The sequence below is a fragment of the Dokdonia ponticola genome (genome assembly GCF_042653865.1).
GTDB classification, from domain to species: domain Bacteria; phylum Bacteroidota; class Bacteroidia; order Flavobacteriales; family Flavobacteriaceae; genus Dokdonia; species Dokdonia ponticola.
Map to the genome: position 1 here is coordinate 264616 of NZ_JBHSFV010000003.1, position 21589 is coordinate 286204.

Genomic DNA, 21589 nt, shown 5'->3' on the forward strand with positions numbered 1-21589 from the left:
ACTATAAGGTTTGAAGGGTATGCTTTCAAGGAATTTATAACGAAGAAGTTTATACTGAGCCTGTGGAACTATGAAAGCGTATACATTTTTAATAAACAATGATCCTTTTTTATCTGACATACCTATTGTCTGTTTACAAACTGTGAATAGCTATTGTCAATAACTTTTAAAATTTAATGATAACTCAAATAGGATACTACCTGTTTTTTTACAATACAGGCTCTATACGAATCTCACAAGTTTTTATTTGATTACTTTTTATCAATTATATCCTTCTATTTTAAACACCATATTTAATAACTAACAGAAAGAGTTGTCATCAAAAAGCTGTCAATTGAGGTTTTCAACAATTGTGAATAGCTATTTATAAAATAGCTATTTTTAAGGATTTACCATATTTTACATATCTCATAAATAGTGAATAACTCATAGTAAGTGATAAATCAAAAAAAATGATTAAAAAGTTATACCGCTATTCACACCCTATTATAATCATCATTATTTTTAAATTTATTAAAGAAAAAAGAAATATAATTATATACTATGTTTATAACTGTTTTTTTGAGTAAAACGTTGTTTTGAAAAAATTGCTAACTAGGAAAATTAAAATAGGATGTTGACACTCATTTTACTCGATTATCGAGATTTAAACGCTCCTAGGCTTGCCTGAAAATTAAATAGTTTATCCTTTAAATACCTTGTAAGCTTGTTCCAAGGTACTTCACTTAAGAAAGTTAAAATAATACGTCTTTAACTATGGAGTCTACTTTTTTACGATTATTAAAAAAAATGAGTTTTTTTAACTAGCTATGGTTTCTACTTTAGAAGAAGGTGCAGATGTATGATTACCGTTTTCATTAAAAGAATTATTGATATATAATCCAATGACAAAGAGTCCTAATATGAATATTAAGATAAAAAGGAACGTCGTTTTGTTTAGTTTTTTTAGTGAAGCCATAACAAAGTCTCTTTTATAGAGACGTTACTTTTTATAAAGTGTTACACTAAATTTAAGATTTTTTTAAGAATAATACCCTTTTTGTTTAATTTATTATATTTATTTAATTGTTAAATATATTTTTTATTAAACAATTTTTTATTAATAGTAAATATTCCTTTTCTTTACAGAAACATAATGGTAAGATGAAATTTCCATTACTTTTTATTCTAATTCCTTTTGTAACCTTTGGACAAATCCAGATAGGACAGACTATTGATGGAGAAGCTGTTGGGGATTTTTCTGGAACCAATATTAGTCTTTCTTCAGACGGAAATATAGTAGCTATCGGTGCTTTTGATAATGATGGTAATGGTAATAACGCAGGTCACGTAAGAGTTTATGAAAATATAAACGGTAACTGGTCTCAAATAGGTCAAGATATTGACGGTGAAGCTATAGGAGACCTTTCAGGTATTAGTGTAAGTCTTTCTTGTGATGGAAGTATTATAGCCATCGGTGCTAGTAATAACAACAATATAGGCCATGTACGAATCTATGAAAACCATGGTGGGGTTTGGTCTCAAATTGGTGAAGATATAGATGGTATTCAACCACAATTCTTTTTTGGAAGAAGTGTAAGTCTCTCTTGTGATGGACGTGTTGTAGCCATTGGTACAAATACTGCAAATGTAAATTCTCCAGTTTCTGGTCAAGCATGTGTCTATAGAAATCAAGGAGGTATTTGGGAAAGAGTAGGTAATACTATTAACAATACATTAGGTGTTAATGTTTTAGGAACTATGGTTAGCCTTTCCAATAATGGTAATGTGATTGCTGTTGGTACTTCTTTTGATCCTGGCAACGGTATTTTATCTGGTAATGTACGTGTTTTTAAAAATCAAGGAGAATCTTGGGCTCAAATAGGACAGGATATTAATAATCAAATGGATGGTGATCAATTTGCTAGAGAAATTAGTCTCTCTGGAGATGGGAAAGTAATCGCCGTATCCTCTATGTTTATTAATTCTGATAATGAACGTATTGGTTTAGTAAATGTTTACGAAGACCAAGAAAATGAATCTTGGGCTCAAATAGGAGAAACCATAAATGGTAAAATGGATGGTGATCAATTTGGTAGAGGATTAAGTCTTTCTGATGATGGATCTGTCATTGCTATAGGAGCACGATTTAGTAATGATAATGGCTTGGGTGCAGGTCAAGTTCGTGTTTTTCAAAATGAAAATGCTGTTTGGAGACAAATAGGAGATGATATTAATGGTTCGATGCCTGGAGATCAATTTGGTGTTAGTGTAAGTCTCTCTGCAGATGGAAATACGGTCGCTATAGGCTCTAACTTAAGTAATAATAACAAAGGTCAAGTACGTATATACGACCTTACAAGCGCTTTTTTATTATCTGTAAAAGAATTGACTACATCTCGCTTTTCTTTATTTCCAAATCCAGCACCTTTTCAAGTAACAGTTGCTTTACCTCAAGAACAAGAAATTACCATTCAAGAGATTAGTATCTACAACAGTTTAGGACAACGTGTGTATACCACTAAAGAAACAAACATCAATACCTCTCAATTTCCAAAAGGCATCTATATCATTCAAATTCGTACCCAAGAAGGTACTTTTTCTAAACGGTTGATCATAGAGTAAAAACTATAAAAATTCAGTCTAAGTACGAAAGTGTATACATTCTCTAAAAAATCAAAAACGTAGCTAAAACAGCTGCATTTTTCTCTTTTATAAACTTTTAAAAACCTTCTCTTATTCTTAAAATAACACTTTAAATCATCCATTTAATATTTAAAGCGTAGCTTTGCAGTAATCTTAATGAATTTAGTATCTATGAATTCATACTTTTTTGACAGACTTCACATCACGCACACGAGTATCTTCAAGTGCATCATTAATACTTTCATTAAGCAAAAAATAAATACATTTCTATTACATAATAGAAATACAATATGATTACAATTTTAAATGACTAGAAAAAAACGCAGACGCAACAGTTCTGCAACCATCAATAACCTCACAGAAAGGATCATGAAGATCCTTAAAGAAGACCACCACAAAACATTTAACTACAAACAAATTTGCGCAAAACTGGACGTAAATGATACGAGTAGTCGTAATATGGTGATTAAAAAATTAGCTCAATTGAAAGCTAAAGATCAGATTATAGAACCTGAACGTGGTAAGTACCAACTCATCCCTAACCGAAACTATCATACAGGCATCTTAGATGTGTCTGGTAAAGGTGGTGGTTATGTTGTAGTACCTGATATGGAACAGGATATTTATGTCCCGCCACATCACTTAAACAAAGCATTAAACGGAGACGAAGTTGAAGTATATGTATACAGACAACGTCGTAATAAGAAACACGAAGGTGAAATCGTAAAGATTTTACAACGTAAAACCGATGAGTTTGTCGGTGTGATTGAGATTCAGAAAAAATTTGCTTTTGTACATACCTCAGAAGGGAATAAAATGTACACAGATGTTTTTGTACCACTTAATAAAATAGGAAAAGCAGCGCATGGCGATAAAGTAGTCGTCAAACTAGAAGATTGGCCAGAAAAAGCCGACTCTCCGTTTGGAAAAGTGACCAAAGTTCTTGGAAAACCAGGCGAACACAATACAGAAATACACTCTATTTTAGCACAATACGGACTCCCGTATGAGTTCCCAGAAGAAGTAGAAAACTATGCAAACAAGATAGATACGTCTATAAAAAAAGAAGAGATTGCTAAGCGTCGTGATATGCGTGATACCCTCACCTTTACGATAGATCCAAAGGATGCCAAAGATTTTGATGATGCCTTGAGCTTTAAAAAATTAGATAATGGAAACTACGAAATAGGAATTCACATCGCAGATGTAAGTCACTATTTGGTACCGGGAACGATTCTAGATGATGAAGCCTATGAGCGGGCAACCTCTGTATATTTGGTCGATAGAGTAGTGCCAATGCTTCCTGAAATATTGAGTAATGGCGCATGTTCCTTGAGACCCCATGAAGAGAAATATACCTTTTCTGCGGTGTTTGAAATGGATCCCGCTTCCGCGAAAATACATAACCAATGGTTCGGACGTACAGTAACATATAGTGATGCTCGTTTTGCTTATGAAGAAGCACAAGCCATTATTGAACAAAATGTCAGTTCGAGCGCAGTCGAGAACAAATTATACAACAATAGCATTCCCGCCGAAGTATCCTTAACCGGAAAGACATATCAAGTAGACGATACACTTGTTGAGGCGACTCTGGAATTAGATAGATTGGCTAAAATCATGCGTAGACAGCGTATGAAAGATGGTGCGATCTCTTTTGATAAAGTAGAAGTAAAATTTGATCTTGATGAAGATGCCAATCCAACAGGTGTATTCTTTAAAACGTCTAAAGATGCTAATAAACTGATTGAAGAGTTTATGTTACTTGCTAATCGTAAAGTATCTGAATTTATAGGTAAAAAAACACCAAAACATACGTTTGTATATCGTATTCACGATGAGCCAAATGATGAGAAACTAGCTGCTTTAGAAAAAGTCATAGGTAAGTTTGGATATAAACTAGACCTAAAAGATCGTAAAAGCACGACCAATTCAATGAATAGGCTGTTAGCAGACGTTCAAGGAAAGAAAGAACAAAACTTAGTAGATACGCTTGCGATTCGGACAATGTCAAAAGCAGTATACTCTACAGAAAACATAGGACATTACGGTCTCGCTTTTGATTATTATTCGCACTTTACATCGCCTATTCGTCGCTATCCTGATGTCATGGTACATCGGTTACTCCAACACTATTTAGATGGTGGTAAGTCGGCAAGTGAAGAAGAATACGAAGAGAAATGTAAACATTCCAGTGCAAGAGAACAGCTGGCCACCAGCTCAGAACGCGACAGCATCAAATACATGCAAGTCAAGTTTATGCAAGATCACAAAGACGAAGAATTCTTAGGCGTGATTTCTGGTGTGACTGAGTGGGGAATCTATGTAGAGATCATTTCTAATAAATGTGAAGGGATGGTACGCTTACGCGATATCAAAGGCGATCATTATGAATTTGATCAAGAAAGTTATTCGATTATTGGACAACGTACCAAACAGCAAATCACACTAGGAGATGAGGTCATTGTAAAAGTAAAAGAAGCTGATTTAGTTCGAAAACACCTTGATTTCCATTTGATAGGTGTGAAGGAGTAAATTCATTCCCTCGAAGGAGGGAACCTTATATTTTTTGAAAACCAAAATTTGTCATAGTTGTCATACAGAAATTTCTGTAGCGTATCGCGTCCGAATTGCCGAATCTAAAGCGTGGGTTTTTGTATGTGAATCTTGTTGTACTACCCACCGTACAACCCTAGGCTATACATATGGCGGTACTTGGAAAGGAAAACGACATTAAAATTCCCTCGAAGGAGGGAATCTCATTATTTTATACGAGCCTACGAAGCAGGAAATTTCATTACTTTACACTGACCCTATTAACGTATGAAAGTATATTGAAACAGGCTATTCTTTGGTAATTTCAAAGCCTTCTAGGAAAGCATCAAAACGATCTATATTGTCAACATAGGTTTCGGTGGTGGCATTAAATAAAATAATCCCGTAGTAATTTTTGGTTTCAAAAGAGACCTTTTTAGAGTGATACATACGCATATTAGTGAGCATATATTGCGTTCTGTAACTTTCTCCATTGATTGCACCCACATTCGGAAGTTTTTCCTTTAATAAGAGCGTAGATCGTCCGTCGGAGTCGCCTATTTTACCTCTAGGCATTACCTCGTCATTAAAAGCTTCAAAAGAGTCATAATTTTCTTTTTTAGTAATATTGATCACTACCGCATTCTTGATATTAGCTACATCAGGAAAGCTAGCATACCATTGAGTTTCCCTTTGAGATGTTATCACATTGAGATAGTCAGGAACAGTAAATGTAAAATTCGCACTTTCAAAATCTACAGAAATAGGGTCTTCAGAGGTATGTGTAACCCGTTGCTTTAGAAAAGGCATGGAGATGGCTGCTGGATAGATGTCCACACTTTCAGCTACCTTTTTGATATAGGTAAGTTTATCTTCCTCATTTTCTGATGAAAACAAAGGAAAACTTGTGGTAGACACCTTGTCATTGGTGATGAAACAAAGGATATAAATTTTAACTAAGTAGTCTTCGTTGGTATTGACTTTGGAGGTAGGAATTTCATAATTAAACAGATAAAATAGCTTTCCGTCTTCATTTGTAAAAAACTCCTCAGAAGAGACAACCTCTTCTTCCAACGCTTTTTTCATATTGTCTACTTCGGCTGTTTTAAAAGGAGTTAACACGGCTTTTTCTTCTTCAATCCCTTTCCCATTGTGGTACGCAGCTGTATCATAATCTGCGTTAATAATATTGATGATATAATCATTGATTTTTATAGAACCATTATCCATATACTGAAGGTCTTCACCGGGAAGCATCATGGTATAAAAAATCTCATTATTGATATACAATTGCCCCTCAGGTGCTTTCATAAAATAGATCTCCGGAAGATCTTCTTCTTGTGAAGCAGTATCTTCTTGTGCAAGAATGGTAAAGGGAAGGAATAAAAAGCAAAAAGTATAGATGATGGTACGCATAAAAAAAGATATAGATGAATTTTGGAAGATACAAAAAAGGAGGTAGCACCCATGATGGCATATAAAATTCCCTGTGAAAACACACACAAGTCATCAAAGATCATTTCTAACACAAAAGACGGTTTAAAAATAGAGTACTACTCTAAAATAGAACACTACTCTATTTTATAGCTATGTACATACGTTCATACTAAAATGAGAATAGTAAAAAACCTCTTAGCTTGGTGTGCGATTTCTCCTAATGTCGAGATGACTAGACTTCGACCTTTTGTATCCTACATTATACACTTTATTAATGTAATCATCATCAGTGACTTTGATACAATTTCTCATGCTTCGAAATCACTCAGTCACCGTTTGGCAAGGTTTAGTATTAAAGAAGAATCAAAGACGGTTGCCTGATTTTCGCGTTAAGTGAAAATTGTACCGAAACCCCAGCAAGTCCAACTCTTTTTTTAAAAACTGTAACACTTTCATATCCTTTTGGTCTCTATACCAAACAAGAGAAAAATGAAGAAGTTTATAATGACCGTAATCGCTGTGAGTATTTCAGCCATTACATTTGCACAAGACCCCATTACCAAAAACATGGGTGATTTTACAGAAGTAAAAGTATATGACCGTATTGTTGTTAACCTCGTGAAATCAGATGAGAATAAAGTTGTGATTTCTGGAGCTGATGCTAGTCAAGTAGAAGTCATTAACAAAGACGGAAAATTAAAAATCCGTATGGAATTTGACTTAATATTTGATGGAAACAACACCTTTGTTAACGTTTATTACAACAACCTAAAAGTGATTGATGGTAATGAAGGGGCAGAAATTACTTCTAATGAGCTGATTGAGCAAGATGAAATCGAAATCAAAATGCAAGAAGGCGCTCGGATCAAAGTAGGTCTTAAGGTAAGAAATGCCAATATGCGTGCTGTGACAGGTGGTATTATCGAAGTTTCAGGAATCGCAACTACACAAGACGTGACGGTGAATACAGGTGGTATTTATGAAGGCAGCGATTTTGAAACCGAAGAAACTAAAGTATTTGTCCAGGCTGGGGGAGAAGTAGAAGTATACGCTTCAAAAAAAGCAGATGTTACGATACGTGCTGGTGGAGATGTAGATATTTACGGAAAACCTTCAGAAGTCAAACGTAAAAGAACCTTTGGAGGACGTATTACAGTGATGTAAATGAAAACTGTCACTTCAAGTGCAGTTGAGAACTCTAAGACAACGTAATATTTTAATGTAGTACTCGACTGCGCTCGAACAGACAGAAATAATCCCGCTGAAAAAGCGGGATTTGTGGTTTAACACACAAATCCTTAGGTTGATTTTAGGTTCTCAGGTTTGTCTTGGAAAGTAGTATCTTATTATTACCGTAAATTCAATAAGTAAATAGCATACGTACGTATACGCTTTCGCGAAAGCGTATAAAACGAGATAGAATTTTATATTAGCTTTTTAAAATAGGTTTACGTGTATATTTTTAAAACCTTTAAACACATAGACTCCTCAACTTCTCAACTATTTTTCGCTGAAAGGAAGAGTTTTTCTGTACTATTGTTTTGTGCTCCTTGTTACGTTTTCAAGAGTGCAACGAGGTAGAAGTTTATACTGAGCTAGTCGAAGTACGAAATCGCATAGCACTCTATAAGAGGATAAAACAAAGAGTTCTTTGGAGGTTGATACGCATTCCCTAACTTTGTGTAAAAGGATGTACCACTATGTTTCAAGATTTTCCTGCTGCACTTACCGCTGGTCTTGTATTGGCTTTTATGATAGGCCCGGTATTTTTTGTGCTCCTTGAAACGGCGGCTACCAAAGGGTTTAGAGCTGCTATTACGTTTAATCTTGGCGTTTTTACAGCCGATATTATCTTTATAGGTATCGCCTATTTGAGTAGTTATCAACTATTAGAAAACCTCAGTAATGCCCCAGGATTGTATGTTTTTGGAGGTGTTATACTCATTGTATACGGTTTGATGATGTATTTAAAAAAGCCTACACGAGACATGCTAGACCCTTCTAGAGTAAAAAGTAGTAAACATGGAAATTTACAACTCTACATAAAAGGGTTTTTACTCAACTTTATAAATATTGGTGTGTTGGTTATTTGGCTAGGTGTTATCATTGTGGTAGGACCTACGGTAGATAACAATCCCGTGCGACTGTTTACCTTTCTAGGAATTATGCTCTCTACTTATTTTGTGGTCGATTTAGGAAAGATTGTACTCGCCAAACAATTAAAAAGATTCCTCACACCCAGGCGTATCTTTAAAGTTAAAAAAATGCTAGGTCTTATTCTCATTATTTGTGGACTCGTTCTGACAGTAAAAGGCTTTTTACCAAAAGACCAAATGGATATCAAAAAGGGCTTAGAAAATATACGAGATCGGCAATAAATTATTCATAAACAAGCACTGCTTCCTCGTTTTCACAGATCACATCTACGGGTTCTGCAGGAATCTCACAGGTAGAAACAATGCCATAATTTGAATTGTAAATAGCTTCTTCGGTAGTATAATTTTCAACTAGTGTCAAAAAAATTTCGACATCAATGGTAGTAGGATAGGCAATATATCCTTGAGGTCCACCACAGGCTTTAGAGCCATACGCTACAAACTCCCATTCTTCAGCATCTGTACATGGATGATTTGTCATGGTCGCAAATTCTTCAAACAGATCTTGAAGTAGCGCTAAATCTTCTTCTTGATTTCCTTCGACATCATCATCAGGTAACGAACACCCGTAAAAAAGAGAAAAAGTAGCAAACAAGAAGAGTACATATTTGTTCATAATTAGGTATAGTTTACAAAGAAGATGTACGTATGTTAAAAAGGTTGCGCAGGGATATTTTCTTTTAACACTTTCGTGAAATATAATAAGCAAAAAAAGCAACTTCATCATGAAGTTGCTTTTTGTTGAGGTATCGAGCGGATTCGAACCGCTGTAGATGGTGTTGCAGACCACTGCCTAGCCACTCGGCCACGATACCTTTTTAAGGTGATTGCAAATGTAATATTTTTTTTAAGAGTACAGAATAAAAAATGACAATCTATTCTCTGCTTTTGCTTCGTTCTACAGTGACCATTTCGACATCACCCCCAATCGGCGGATTTAATTTAGAAACCATTACGGTGGCATGTTGTATTAAAGGTTCCTGATCTATAAATCGCTGTAAAATACGTTCACAAACAGTTTCTAGCAGATGGGAAGACATGGACATTTCTTCTTTGACAATATGATTGAGTAATACATAATCTACCGTATCTCCTAGCTGATCTGTTTGTGCACTCTTTGATAAATCGGCCTCTACTTCGACATCTACACGATAATCAGACCCTATTTTTTTTTCTTCAATGAGACATCCATGATAGGCATATACTCTAATATTACTAACTCTAATTTTACCCATAATTTCTTTCCCACAAAGGTGGGAACCTTCTTTTATTTCTCTCCCTTTGATTATGCTCAGCATAAACTTCAGAGAGAATCTTTTTTAATTGAAAACAAAGTTACTATAAAACCCTTTAAATTACCCACCAGCAAACAAGTCAAATATATTACTTATCGCACTCGTTTTTGCTTTGTAGAATTCTGTATAGGTACACTTTTGACAGGTGACAGAGGTATATTTTTCGGTTTGTATATCAAATATTTTAGATAATGTTCCTCCTGTAGCTCTCATTTGCCCGACACTGTATTCTCGGTGGTTGCATTTAGGACAACTGTAATTTAAATGTTTCATGATGGATATTTTATGTATTAGTACTAGATATAAGGGTATTGTTACAGCCAATGGTTTACTTTAGGAGAGATACCTGCGTATGGAAGGAGTTTTATATCATCATTTCTTTTTGACTTCTAGCGCGGGATTTTTCCGTAATTTTATGCCTTCAATTTTAAGGGAGATGACAGAATCACATAAACCACTCAATTTTTTAGAGCAAATCATAGAAGACGATCTAGCAAATGGCTATACAAGAGACCAATTGCGTTTTCGATTTCCACCAGAACCTAATGGCTATTTACACATTGGGCATTGCAAAGCCATCTGCATTAGTTTTGGATTAGGGGAGAAGTATAATGCGCCTGTAAATTTGCGTTTTGACGATACCAATCCAGCCAAAGAAGAACAAGAATATGTAGATGCTATCAAAGAAGATGTCGCTTGGCTTGGATACCAATGGGATAAAGAATGTTATTCTAGTGATTATTTCCAAAAGCTATATGATTGGGCCGTCCAAATGATTAAAGATGGTAAAGCGTATGTAGACAGTCAGACCAGTGAAGAAATAGCAGCCCAAAAAGGAACACCCACAGAACCTGGTGTGGCAGGTCCATATCGTGACCGCTCTGTCGAAGAGAATTTAGATCTTTTCACCCGAATGAAAAATGGGGAGTTTGAAGCAGGTACGCATATCCTTCGTGCAAAGATTGATATGGAAGACCCTAATATGCTGATGCGAGATCCTATGATGTATCGTATTATGCATAAAGAACATCACCGTACAGGGAATGAATGGTGTATCTACCCTATGTATGATTGGACGCATGGAGAAAGTGATTACATAGAGCAAATCTCCCATAGTTTATGTTCGCTAGAATTTAAACCTCATAGAAAGCTATACGATTGGTTTTTGGACCAAGTGTATACGGGAGAAGATGTACGCACAAAACAACGCGAATTCGCACGCTTAAACTTGAGTTATACGATTATGAGTAAGCGTAAGTTATTACGCTTAGTAGAAGAGGGTGTTGTTTCTGGATGGGATGACCCTCGTATGCCTACCATTTCAGGACTACGCAGAAGAGGATATACCCCAGCGGCGATTCGTAAGTTTATAGACACAGTAGGCGTTGCCAAACGCGAAAATGTAATTGATGCCTCTTTGTTAGAATTTAACATTCGAGAAGACCTCAATAAGACAGCAACCCGTGTCATGGGTGTACTTGATCCTGTGAAATTAGTAATTACCAATTACCCAGAAGGAAAAGAAGAATTAGTCGCTGCCGAAAATAATCCTGAAGACCCTAATGCAGGGGAACATCAAGTGCCTTTTAGTGGTGAATTATATATTGAACGCGAAGACTTTAAAGAAGAAGCCGGAAGTAAGTTTTTCCGACTGACTCTTGGAAAGGAAGTGCGATTAAAGAATGCCTATATTATTAAAGGCGAAGATGTTGTAAAAGATGCCCACGGAACCATTACAGAAATACACTGTACCTATGATCCAGAAAGTCGATCAGGAAGTGGTACAGAGGCATCTAAACGCCATGTAAAAGGAACCTTACATTGGGTATCTATTGCGCATGCAATTCCTGCAGAGATTCGCTTATATGATCGCTTATTTAATCATGAATCTCCCGATGGAGACAAGGACACCGATTTTATGCAATACATCAACCCTGAGTCTCTAAAAGTGATTACAGGCTATGTAGAACCTTTTTTAGCGGATGCCAAGGTAGGTGATCGTTTTCAGTTCCAGCGTATGGGCTATTTTAATGTAGATTTGGATAGCAGACCAGAAAAATTAGTGTTTAACCGTACAGTAGGATTGCGTGATTCTTGGGCAAAACAAAAACCAAAGCCACAGCAAAACAATCCACAGCCTCAAAAAGCGGCACCACAGCAACAACAAGCTTCCGCATTGAGTCAAATCAATAAGTTAGGAAAAAAACTAGCCAATCTTCCGGAAGAAAAGCGTTTATCGACAATGGAGAGTATCCAAAAGTTGGCTATAAATCTTACCGAAGAGGAGGTCATAGGATTCTTTAACACTGCCGCAAAGAAGATAGGTACTCGTATGGCGGGGATTGAGAGTTTATACGCTTTCGCGAAAGCGCACTCAAAATCACTAAAAGACATTCCAGGTGCCGAAGAATTTGTTCAGAAAGCAAAAGAAGATGCAAATGAGCTGTTGCGTGAAGCAGCGAGTAAATTGTAACGATCTGTTTGAGTTCATCTTCTAAAAAAAGGGTAGAAAAGCTTAAAAATAGGGTAAAGCAAAACCCCTGAAGAAATTTCTTCAGGGGTTTCTATTTTTAGTGTACAGAAGAATTACGCTTCTCCTCTAGGTTTCTTTTTGTTAACAATACCTTTAGCTTCATTGTCTTTTTTCATTTGTTCTCCTATTTGGTTAGAAGCCACAAAAGAAGCGATCATGTCATTAAGCATATTACTTCCAGCTTGCGGAGAATTCGGCATTAAGATTAAGTTAGAGTTGGTTTGCTCTCCCATAGATTGTAGCGTGTCATAATGCTGTGTTACTACAATAAGGGCAGAAGCTTCTTGAGAATTGATTCCTACATTATTTAATACATCTACAGACTCTTCTAGACCACGCGCAATTTCACGACGTTGGTCAGCAATACCTTGTCCTTGTAAGCGTTTAGATTCTGCTTCGGCACGTGCTTTTGCTACAATTTTAATACGCTCTGCTTCTGCTTCAAACTCAGCTGCTACTTTTTCACGCTCTGCCGCATTAATACGGTTCATGGCTTCTTTTACTTGTAAATCAGGATCAATGTCTGTAACAAGGGTTTTAATGATGTCAAAACCATAGCTAGACATCGCTTCATTCAATTCTCCTTTTACAGCAATGGCAATATCATCTTTACGCTCAAAAACATCATCTAGTTTCATTTTTGGCACTTCGGCACGAACCACATCAAATACATAAGATGTAATCTGATCGTGTGGGTTTTCTAATTTATAGAAGGCATCATATACGGCATCTTTACGAACTTGAAATTGTACGGAGATTTTAAGACGTACAAATACATCATCTTTTGTTTTTGTTTCTACAACAACATCAAGTTGTTGGATACGTAAATTGACACGTCCTGCGATCTTATCAAATACTGGAATTTTAAATTGTAATCCAGAGTTACGTACTCCTATAAATTTTCCAAAACGTTCAACAATCGCCGCCGTTTGTTGTTTGACCATAAATATTCCCGAGAGGACAATCAGGATACCAAAAAATAAAAAGATATAAAGTCCAATGTTTCCCATAATGATTTTTTTAGTTAGTGATTTAAAGTGTATAAGTTATTAAAATAACTAGAGATATGTCGTCGTTATGATAAAAATGTAACAAGTCTTTTAGTATTTACTACTTTTGCGCCTTTGTTTTATATCAACCTACTATCAATTTAACCCCCTAGATCCCATGAAATCATACTTATTTATTTTCCTATTTTTTGTCAGTATGACAACAGTGATGGGGCAATCTTATCGAAACAGAGGAAGTTATAACAGAATAGGGGTGCAAGCTAAACTCTTATTTTCTTCTATAGAAACTTCTGATTTCCAAACTGATGGAAAGGAAGGTTTTCAAGGCGGTTTTACTACGAGAGGACGTTTTTATAATGATTGGGGTATTGTATACGGTATTGATTTTATCAATGCCAATGTTTCTGTACAAGGAGCAGGAGCCAGTCAGGCGATAGAGAATCAAATTGATTACGGAATTATAGGTGCACAGTTTAATCTTTTATTGAGCTATAATATTATAGGTCAGAATCTTGCTATAGATTTTGGGCCTTCCTTACTTGTTAACGGTAAAATGAAGCTTAAAGATGATAATCAGGGAAACACCAGAATAGCTGGATATACGACGCTTACAGGAAGTGATTTACAAGAAATATCAACTATTAATCCTTTTGCTGTTCTTGCTTTGACAGGAGGTTTTGAAAATGTGCGCCTTACCGTTCAATATCAATATGGACTCACTAATATTCTCAATGGTTTGAATAAACAAGAATTAGAGCTTATAGATTCTGAGGCAAGAGATTTTAAAGGAACTGCTTCTTTTATTTCTGCTGGAGTTGTTTTCTATTTGTAGCAATGATATCCCTTCGAGCGCAGTCGAGAAGTATAGCTTTTAAACTAGTTCTTGACTGCGCTCGAACAGACTTTTAAGAAATATAGGGTATTACAAAGTGTTAATTGCTTTTTGAATACGCGCAATCGTTTCTTCCTTTCCGATAGTTGCTGCGATGGCAAATACATCAGGACCTTGCATGGCTCCAACAAGACTTAATCGCAAGGGCTGCATGACTTTTCCAAAACCAAGTTCGTTACGCGTGATCCATCCTTTTACAGCGTCTTGTAGGGTAGGAGCGTCAAAGGGATCGACACCTTTAATAATAGTCGCCACTTGTTGCATAAGCTCTCCCGTATCTTCTTTCCATCCTTTTTTAGCTGCTTTTTCATCATAAGCGGTAGGCGCTTCAAAGAAATAAGAACCTAACTCCCAAAGATCAGCTACAAAAGTGGCACGCTCTTTAATAAGCGCTGTTACCGTGGTTACATAGTTAAGTGATACATTAACACCTTTTTTAATAAGAAGTTCCATAAAACTAGCCGAAACAGTTTCATTGCTCGCTTCTTGCAGATAATGTTGTTGGAACCACTTTGTTTTCTCTGGATCAAACTTAGCACCCGCTTTATTGACTCTTGTAAGGTCAAAAGCTGCTATCAATTCTTCTAATGAGAAAATTTCTTGTTCTGTCCCTGGATTCCACCCTAAAAAGGCAAGCATATTAATTACAGCTTCGGGAAGATACCCATCTTCTCTGTAGCCCGATGAGATTTCATTTGTTTTTGGATCTTTCCATTGTAAAGGGAAAACAGGAAACCCTAACTTATCCCCATCACGCTTGTTTAATTTCCCTTTTCCTACGGGTTTTAAAATTAAAGGAAGGTGTGCAAATTTTGGTGCTTCCCATTCAAAAGCACGGTATAACAACACGTGTAACGCTAGTGATGGTAACCACTCTTCGCCACGGATCACGTGGGTGATGTTCATCAAATGGTCATCCACAATATTCGCCAGATGATAGGTAGGCATCCCATCCGATTTAAAAAGGACTTTATCATCTAGGATGTTGGTGTTTATGTTGATATCTCCACGAATTTCGTCATGCAATTGTAAGATTTCATCTTGTGGTGCTTTAAAACGAATCACATAGTCTTCGCCTGCATTTATTCGTTTCTGCACTTCTTCTTCAGAAAGTACCAATGAATTATCAAGTTGCATACGATTGTGCCAATTGTAGATAAAAGTTTCTCCTTTAGCTTCAAGTTCGCTTCGTAAGGTGGATAGTTGTGCTGCGGTATCAAATGCGTAGTAGGCATTTTTGGAGTCTAATAAAGCTTTCGCGAAAGCGGCATATATCTCCTTACGCTCACTTTGTTTATATGGGCCAACATCGCCTTCACGACCGGGACCTTCATCATACGGAATCCCACACCAATCTAAACTTTCTCTGATATAATCTTCAGCACCAGGAACATATCGGTTTTGGTCGGTATCTTCAATACGAAGCACAAAGGTTCCCCCATGCTTTTTTGCAAAAAGGAAATTAAAAAGGGCGGTACGCACCCCCCCAATATGTAAAGGTCCTGTAGGACTAGGCGCAAAACGCACTCGAACTTGTTGAGACATAAATGTATGTTTTAAGGGTGCAAAGATAAATGTTTGCTTGGGGAAAGTCTTAAAAAAAACAAACTCGTTCCTCTTTTGATTGAAGCTTAGGGTGAGGGGTTTAAATTCCGTCCATTATAAAAGGTTAGGAAGTGAAAAACTTCTGATCTTCCTAAGCTTGTTTATTTTGGAGTATAGAACGGAAGATTTAAAATGAATTTGTATAAAATTTACAAATCATTTTAAATAACCACCAAGGCTATTTGGTTGTAGATCCCTTCCCTTTAGGAAGGCTAGGATGGGATAACAGGCTTTTGATCTTCTGGCACTCTCTTGTTTGGTGGTATGGTAACGGAAAATTTAAAATAGTTTGTTTTAAAAATTACAAACGATTTTAAATTACCACCAAGACTATTTGATTTTATAATCCTTTTAATTCCTCCCTAAAGGTGAGGCTAGGATGGGATAACAGGCTTTTGATCTTCTGGCACTCTCTTATTCATAATTTTAAACCAAATAGGAGGGAAGAGTGCAAGGACCATACTGGTAGGATATCCATACGGTAACTGCGGACTGATCTCATGATAATCCAATAACTGGTATTTCTTATTAGCACGATAATGATGATCGCTATGACGCGTTAATTCAAATAACATAATACGTCCAAAAACATGATTGCTGTTCCAAGAATGTACTTCGCGTACACGTTCATACCGGCCACTTTCTCTCTTCTTTCTGCGCAGTCCGTAGTGCTCTATGTAGTTAATGGTTTCTAATAAAAGAAAACCAGCAATAGCCGCAAATAAAACGACTTGAAAACCAATACTTCCAAAAAAGTAATAAGCTGAATATAAGTACAATATCTGAAAAATGGTGTACCAAAGCATATCATTTTTATAAGACAGAAAAGAATGTTTTTCTCCTTTAAGTAACCTCATTTGTATGCGCCACGCATTGGTATATTGCCTTGTAATGGATGTAAACCAAAAATGATATAAGGGTTGGTTGTATTTTGCTGTCGCAGGATCTTGTGGAGTAGCAGCATGGAGGTGATGTCCAAAATTATGTTCGATAAAAAAGTGCATATACAATGCAGGAAGTAATAATAGCTTTCCTAAAAACTGTTCTACTTTACTATTGCGATGGCCAAGTTCATGCGCTACGTTGATTCCATTAGAGCCTATCACAATACCACAAGAAAAAATCAATCCAATCATTTCATAACTGGAAAGTTTATTTGAAGTTATTGTTGTAATTGTAAAGTATATAATACCAAAGACAATGATCACATTTAGGTATAGTAGAAAATCTGTCCAATGTAGGGTTGCTTTAGATTGTTTTTCTTCATCAGAAATGTTGGTGTCATTTACTGGAAATAGAAGTTCTAAAATAGGCACCAGAACAAAGGCATACACTGGTGTCAACAAAGACCAGGGTCCTTGCAAGAATACTCCTATGATGGCACACAAAGGCACGAGATATGCCGATAAATATTTTAAATCTTTCATAAACAGGTAAACTTTAACAAGGCGTTATAAAAGTAAAGTATTTAGAAAACATAATAAAATTGTAGTTTTAGGGGTTGGTATAGAAAGAAAAATGAACACATTTAAAAACATAGAACAAAAGCTAGAGCGCTTTATACGTAAATATTACACGAATGAGCTGCTTAAAGGGGCGATTCTCTTTTTTGCATTTGGCGTATTGTATTTTTTACTTACCCTCTTAATCGAATATTTTTTCTGGTTAAGTTCTGCAGGGAGGACCGTATTATTTTGGCTTTTTATTGGTGTAGAAGTCGCGTTACTTGCGAAATTTATTATACTCCCATTAGCTAGGCTTTTTAAGCTGTCTAAAGGAATAGACTATAAAGATGCTGCACAGTTGATTGGAAATCATTTCCCAGAAGTCAGTGATAAGCTGATTAATACACTCCAATTGCATAGTGACTCTCAAGATTCTGAGTTAATGTTGGCGAGTATAGAGCAAAAAAGTGAGGAATTAGCGCCTGTTCCTTTTCGTTTAGCAATTAATTTTAAGAAAAATCTCAAATACTTAAAATATGCCGCTATTCCTGTGGTTGTTTTTTTATTAGTGAACTATGCAGGTAAAGAAGAGGTATTTTCATCTAGTTATGAGCGAGTGGTGAATTATAATGAGGCTTATGAACCTCCTGCACCTTTTCGTTTTTTTGTAGTAAATGAAAATTTACAAGCAGTAGAAAATAGAAACTATACGTTACTCGTTCGAACTGTGGGAGATGTCATTCCTGAGGAGGCATCTATTCATTTTAACGATGAGGTTTATTTCTTACAACAAGTGACGCCAGGAGAGTATAGTTATACTTTTGAGCAACCTGCAGGTGATATTTCGTTTTATTTACAAGCCAATAAAGTAACATCACAAGCGTATACACTAGAGGTACTTAAAGTTCCTGTACTCGTTAATTTTGAAATGGAATTAAACTATCCATCCCATACTCAAAAAGCAACCGAGCGCATTAAGAATACAGGAAATGCCATCATACCCGAAGGCACCAAAGTCACTTGGATGCTTGATACACGTGAAACAGACCAAGTTGATTTGGTTTTGAAGGATACAGTGTACGCTTTCGCGAAAGCGGAACAAAGCACTTCTACAAGTGTTTATAATCTGGCGCAACGTATCTACAAAAACACATCCTATGAGGTAAGCACGAGTAATAGTTCGTTAAAAAACTTTGAAAATTTAGCGTATACTTTACAAACCATCAAAGATGAATTTCCTCAAATGAATCTAGAGGTTAAGAATGATAGTATCAGCAATCAGGATACTTATTTTTATGGAAAAGTAAGTGATGACTATGGATTGACCAAATTACGTTTAGTGTATTATCCATCACAATCTGAAGCTAAAGAATTTAAAAATATTGCGATTTCTAAAGGGAATGTAGATCAATTTATTTATGCATTTCCTGATACGCTCCAACTTCAAGAAGGTGTGAATTATGAATATTATTTTGAGGTTTTTGACAATGATGCGATTCATAATTACAAGAGTACCAAAAGTAGTGTATTTAGTTTTGTGAAGTTTACAGATAGTGAATTAGAACAGCAACAATTAGAACAGCAAAACAAAGCGATTTCAGGTCTTGATAAATCATTAGAAAAACTGAAAGAGAGGGAGAAGGAGTTGGCTGAAATTTCGCGAACGCAAAAAGAAAAGAAAGAACTGAATTTTAATGATCAAAAAAAGCTAGAAAATTTTCTGAAACGACAGAAGCAACAAGAGGAGATGATGAAAGATTTTTCTAAGCAGCTTAAAGAAAATTTGGAAGAGTTTCAAAAAGAAGAAACACTTACTGATGAAGAAAAAGAGAAATTAAAAGAACGTTTAGAACGTCAAGAAAAAAAGGCAAAAGAAAATGAGAAGTTATTAGAAGAATTAGAGAAGCTTCGTGAGAAAATAAGTAAAGAAGAACTTTCAGAAAAGTTAGAAAAGCTTCAAAAGCAAAATAAAAATAATAAAAGGAATCTAGAACAAATGGTAGAACTGACCAAGCGCTATTACGTTCAGAAAAAAGCCGAAAAGATAGCTCGCGACTTAGAGAAGTTAGCTAACAAACAAGAAGAGCTAAGTAAAAAAGATACCGAAGAAAATAACAAAGTAGCCCAAGATAAACTCAACGAAGAGTTTGAAAAATTAGAAGAAGATCTCAAGAAATTAGAAGAAGAAAATCAAGGGCTTAAAAAACCCATGGAGATTCCTACTGATGAAAAAAAGCAAGAAGAAATTAAAGAAGAGCAACAAAGTGCGAGTGAAGAATTAGAAAAACAAGAGCAACAAGAAAACCAAGACGCTAAAGACGGAGAACAGGAAGAGCAAAAACCAAGTTCTCCAAGTAAAGCCGGGGCACAAAAAAAGCAGAAAAAGGCCGCTGATAAAATGAAGCAAATGAGTCAGGCGATGCAATCCAGTATGCAACAATCTGGTCAAGAAAGTATGGAAGAAGATGCTGAGATGCTTCGACAAATTCTAGACAATCTGTTAGTTTTTTCTTTTGAGGAAGAAGATGTGATGAATGATTTCAGAATAATGGATGACAAGAATCCAAATTTTGCTAATAAACTTCGACTTCAAAATGTCCTAAAACAAAACTTTAAACACATAGACGATAGTTTGTACGCACTCGCATTGCGTAGACCAGAATTAGATGAAAAAATCAATCAATCATTAACCGAAATTGATTTCAATTTAAATAAGGCTCTAGAGCGTTTGGCAGAAAATCAAATCCGACAAGGCGTCAGTAGTCAACAGTATGTAGTCACAGGCGCTAATGAACTTGCAGACTTTTTAAGTAATTCTCTTGATCAAATGAACATGCAAATGTCTGGTCAAGGACAGGGTCAAGGAAAGGGGCAAGGGCAAGGTCAAGGTCAAGGTCAGGGAAGAGGTCAACAACTCCCTGATATTATTCAAAGCCAAGAAGAGCTTAATAAAAAAATGCAAGAAGGCAGTAAGCAAGGTGAAGGCAAAAAAGGTGATAAAGGAGAGGAAGGAGAAGGAGAAAAAGGCCAAGGCAAAGAAGGTGATGGAGAAGGACAAAATGGAGAAGGAGAAGGCGAAGGCGAAGGAGATGGTGAAGGAGATGGTGAAGGAGGACAAAATGGGAAAGATAGCCGAGGAGATGGAGAGGAAAAAGGAGAAGGAAATGAAGGGGATGAATATGAACAAGGATTGCTTTATGAAATTTACAAAGAGCAACAAAAGCTTCGGCAACAGTTAGAAGACGAAATTAAAAAAAGTGGATTAGGCGAAACTGCCGATCAACTTGTCAAGGATATGAAAGATGTAGAGCAGCAATTATTAGATAAAGGATTTAATAATGAAACCTTACAAAAAATGACCGAATTAAAACATGAATTATTAAAGCTGAAAGAAGCAACCTTTCAACAAGGAGAAGAAGAAAAAAGAGAATCTAATACCAACTTAAAGGGATATGCTAATCCTGTGAATTCTTCTATTGATAAAGCCAAAAAATATTTTAATACTACAGAGATATTAAACAGGAAAACACTTCCGCTTAAAGAAGAATATAAAAAGAAAGTACAAGACTATTTCCAAAAAGACAATGATTGAATTTAATACGACACATGGTTTTCAAATAGAGAATCCTACCGTTATTTCTTCCTGGCTAGAGAGAGTAATCGACGAAGAACATAAAGAAGTAGGAGAGGTCAATTATATTTTTTGTGATGATGAATACCTACATAAAATGAATGTTGAGTTTTTAGATCATGACACCTTAACTGATGTGATTAGCTTTGATTATACCGAAGGAGTTGTGGTGAGTGGAGATGTTTATATTTCAACAGAAAGAGTGGCCGAAAATGCCATTGAGTTTGATGTGTCTTTTACTGATGAATTGCACAGAGTAATGGTTCATGGATTATTACATTATTGCGGTTATAAAGACAAAAGTGATGAGGATATTGTGACAATGAGAGCTAAAGAAAATTACTATCTCGACAAGAGATAATACGTTAATTGTTTCACGTGAAACAATTGGTTAAGGACTTTTAAAAACAAAGATAGAAAGGGCG

The 21589-nt window shown here is 35.8% G+C and carries 16 protein-coding genes and 1 tRNA gene; 8 read left to right on the top strand and 9 right to left on the bottom strand.

Going from position 1 to position 21589, the window contains the following annotated elements; all coding sequences use genetic code 11:
* Positions 1-799: 799 nt before the first annotated feature.
* Positions 800-958 carry a hypothetical protein gene (locus ACFO3O_RS07445; RefSeq protein WP_379977958.1) on the bottom strand — a complete coding sequence of 53 codons (159 nt, stop codon included), beginning with the start codon at positions 956-958 and terminating at the stop codon, positions 800-802.
* A 185-nt stretch (positions 959-1143) separates the two neighbouring features.
* On the opposite strand from ACFO3O_RS07445, the gene ACFO3O_RS07450 reads away from it, so the two are divergent.
* Together ACFO3O_RS07450 and rnr are read left to right on the top strand one after the other, a co-directional pair.
* Entirely contained in the window at positions 1144-2604 is a 1461-nt protein-coding gene (locus ACFO3O_RS07450; protein ID WP_379977960.1) for a T9SS type A sorting domain-containing protein, read from the top strand.
* 327 nt (positions 2605-2931) lie between these two features.
* Complete coding sequence (rnr, locus tag ACFO3O_RS07455) at positions 2932-5160, top strand: ribonuclease R (protein WP_379977962.1); 2229 nt, start codon at positions 2932-2934, stop codon at positions 5158-5160.
* Between the two features lie 309 nt (positions 5161-5469).
* Here rnr and ACFO3O_RS07460 read toward each other — a convergent pair whose 3' ends face one another.
* Positions 5470-6576 carry a hypothetical protein gene (locus tag ACFO3O_RS07460; protein WP_379977964.1) on the bottom strand — a complete coding sequence of 369 codons (1107 nt, stop codon included), beginning with the start codon at positions 6574-6576 and terminating at the stop codon, positions 5470-5472.
* Positions 6577-7086: 510 nt separating this feature from the next.
* On the opposite strand from ACFO3O_RS07460, the gene ACFO3O_RS07465 reads away from it, so the two are divergent.
* Together ACFO3O_RS07465 and ACFO3O_RS07470 are read left to right on the top strand one after the other, a co-directional pair.
* On the top strand, positions 7087-7761 hold the full coding sequence (locus tag ACFO3O_RS07465) for a head GIN domain-containing protein (RefSeq protein WP_379977966.1): 675 nt from the start codon (positions 7087-7089) through the stop codon (positions 7759-7761).
* Between the two features lie 536 nt (positions 7762-8297).
* The gene (locus ACFO3O_RS07470) at positions 8298-8975 is read left to right on the top strand and encodes a LysE family translocator (RefSeq protein WP_379977967.1); all 678 of its coding nucleotides are present in this window, start codon (positions 8298-8300) and stop codon (positions 8973-8975) included.
* A gap of 1 nt (position 8976) precedes the next feature.
* On the opposite strand, the gene ACFO3O_RS07475 is transcribed toward ACFO3O_RS07470, so the two are convergent.
* The 4 genes from ACFO3O_RS07475 to ACFO3O_RS07490 all read right to left on the bottom strand — a co-directional run bounded on the left by ACFO3O_RS07475 (position 8977) and on the right by ACFO3O_RS07490 (position 10321).
* On the bottom strand, positions 8977-9369 hold the full coding sequence (locus tag ACFO3O_RS07475; protein WP_379977968.1) for a hypothetical protein: 393 nt from the start codon (positions 9367-9369) through the stop codon (positions 8977-8979).
* Between the two features lie 128 nt (positions 9370-9497).
* Positions 9498-9568 (bottom strand) — tRNA-Cys (locus ACFO3O_RS07480).
* A gap of 60 nt (positions 9569-9628) precedes the next feature.
* On the bottom strand, positions 9629-9988 hold the full coding sequence (gene folB, locus ACFO3O_RS07485; RefSeq protein WP_379977969.1) for a dihydroneopterin aldolase: 360 nt from the start codon (positions 9986-9988) through the stop codon (positions 9629-9631).
* 120 nt (positions 9989-10108) lie between these two features.
* Positions 10109-10321 carry a zinc ribbon domain-containing protein gene (locus tag ACFO3O_RS07490; RefSeq protein ID WP_379977970.1) on the bottom strand — a complete coding sequence of 71 codons (213 nt, stop codon included), beginning with the start codon at positions 10319-10321 and terminating at the stop codon, positions 10109-10111.
* A 163-nt stretch (positions 10322-10484) separates the two neighbouring features.
* Here ACFO3O_RS07490 and ACFO3O_RS07495 point away from each other — a divergent pair, with 163 nt between their 5' ends.
* Positions 10485-12521 (top strand): glutamine--tRNA ligase/YqeY domain fusion protein, encoded by a 2037-nt coding sequence (locus tag ACFO3O_RS07495; RefSeq protein ID WP_379977971.1) that lies wholly within the window; start codon positions 10485-10487, stop codon positions 12519-12521.
* A 113-nt stretch (positions 12522-12634) separates the two neighbouring features.
* Here the strand turns inward: ACFO3O_RS07495 and ACFO3O_RS07500 are convergent, their stop codons facing one another.
* Entirely contained in the window at positions 12635-13591 is a 957-nt protein-coding gene (locus ACFO3O_RS07500) for an SPFH domain-containing protein (RefSeq protein ID WP_379977972.1), read from the bottom strand.
* A 157-nt stretch (positions 13592-13748) separates the two neighbouring features.
* On the opposite strand from ACFO3O_RS07500, the gene ACFO3O_RS07505 reads away from it, so the two are divergent.
* On the top strand, positions 13749-14423 hold the full coding sequence (locus ACFO3O_RS07505; protein ID WP_379977973.1) for a hypothetical protein: 675 nt from the start codon (positions 13749-13751) through the stop codon (positions 14421-14423).
* 90 nt (positions 14424-14513) lie between these two features.
* Here the strand turns inward: ACFO3O_RS07505 and gltX are convergent, their stop codons facing one another.
* Both gltX and ACFO3O_RS07515 read right to left on the bottom strand, forming a co-directional pair.
* The gene (gene gltX, locus ACFO3O_RS07510; protein ID WP_379977974.1) at positions 14514-16028 is read right to left on the bottom strand and encodes a glutamate--tRNA ligase; all 1515 of its coding nucleotides are present in this window, start codon (positions 16026-16028) and stop codon (positions 14514-14516) included.
* A 434-nt stretch (positions 16029-16462) separates the two neighbouring features.
* The gene (locus ACFO3O_RS07515) at positions 16463-17515 is read right to left on the bottom strand and encodes an alkane 1-monooxygenase (protein WP_379977975.1); all 1053 of its coding nucleotides are present in this window, start codon (positions 17513-17515) and stop codon (positions 16463-16465) included.
* Positions 17516-17606: 91 nt separating this feature from the next.
* On the opposite strand from ACFO3O_RS07515, the gene ACFO3O_RS07520 reads away from it, so the two are divergent.
* Together ACFO3O_RS07520 and ybeY are read left to right on the top strand one after the other, a co-directional pair.
* Entirely contained in the window at positions 17607-21125 is a 3519-nt protein-coding gene (locus tag ACFO3O_RS07520; protein ID WP_379977976.1) for a hypothetical protein, read from the top strand.
* Positions 21118-21525 carry an rRNA maturation RNase YbeY gene (gene ybeY / locus ACFO3O_RS07525; protein ID WP_379977977.1) on the top strand — a complete coding sequence of 136 codons (408 nt, stop codon included), beginning with the start codon at positions 21118-21120 and terminating at the stop codon, positions 21523-21525. Before ACFO3O_RS07520 ends, ybeY begins: the two co-directional genes overlap by 8 nt.
* Positions 21526-21589: the final 64 nt, after the last annotated feature.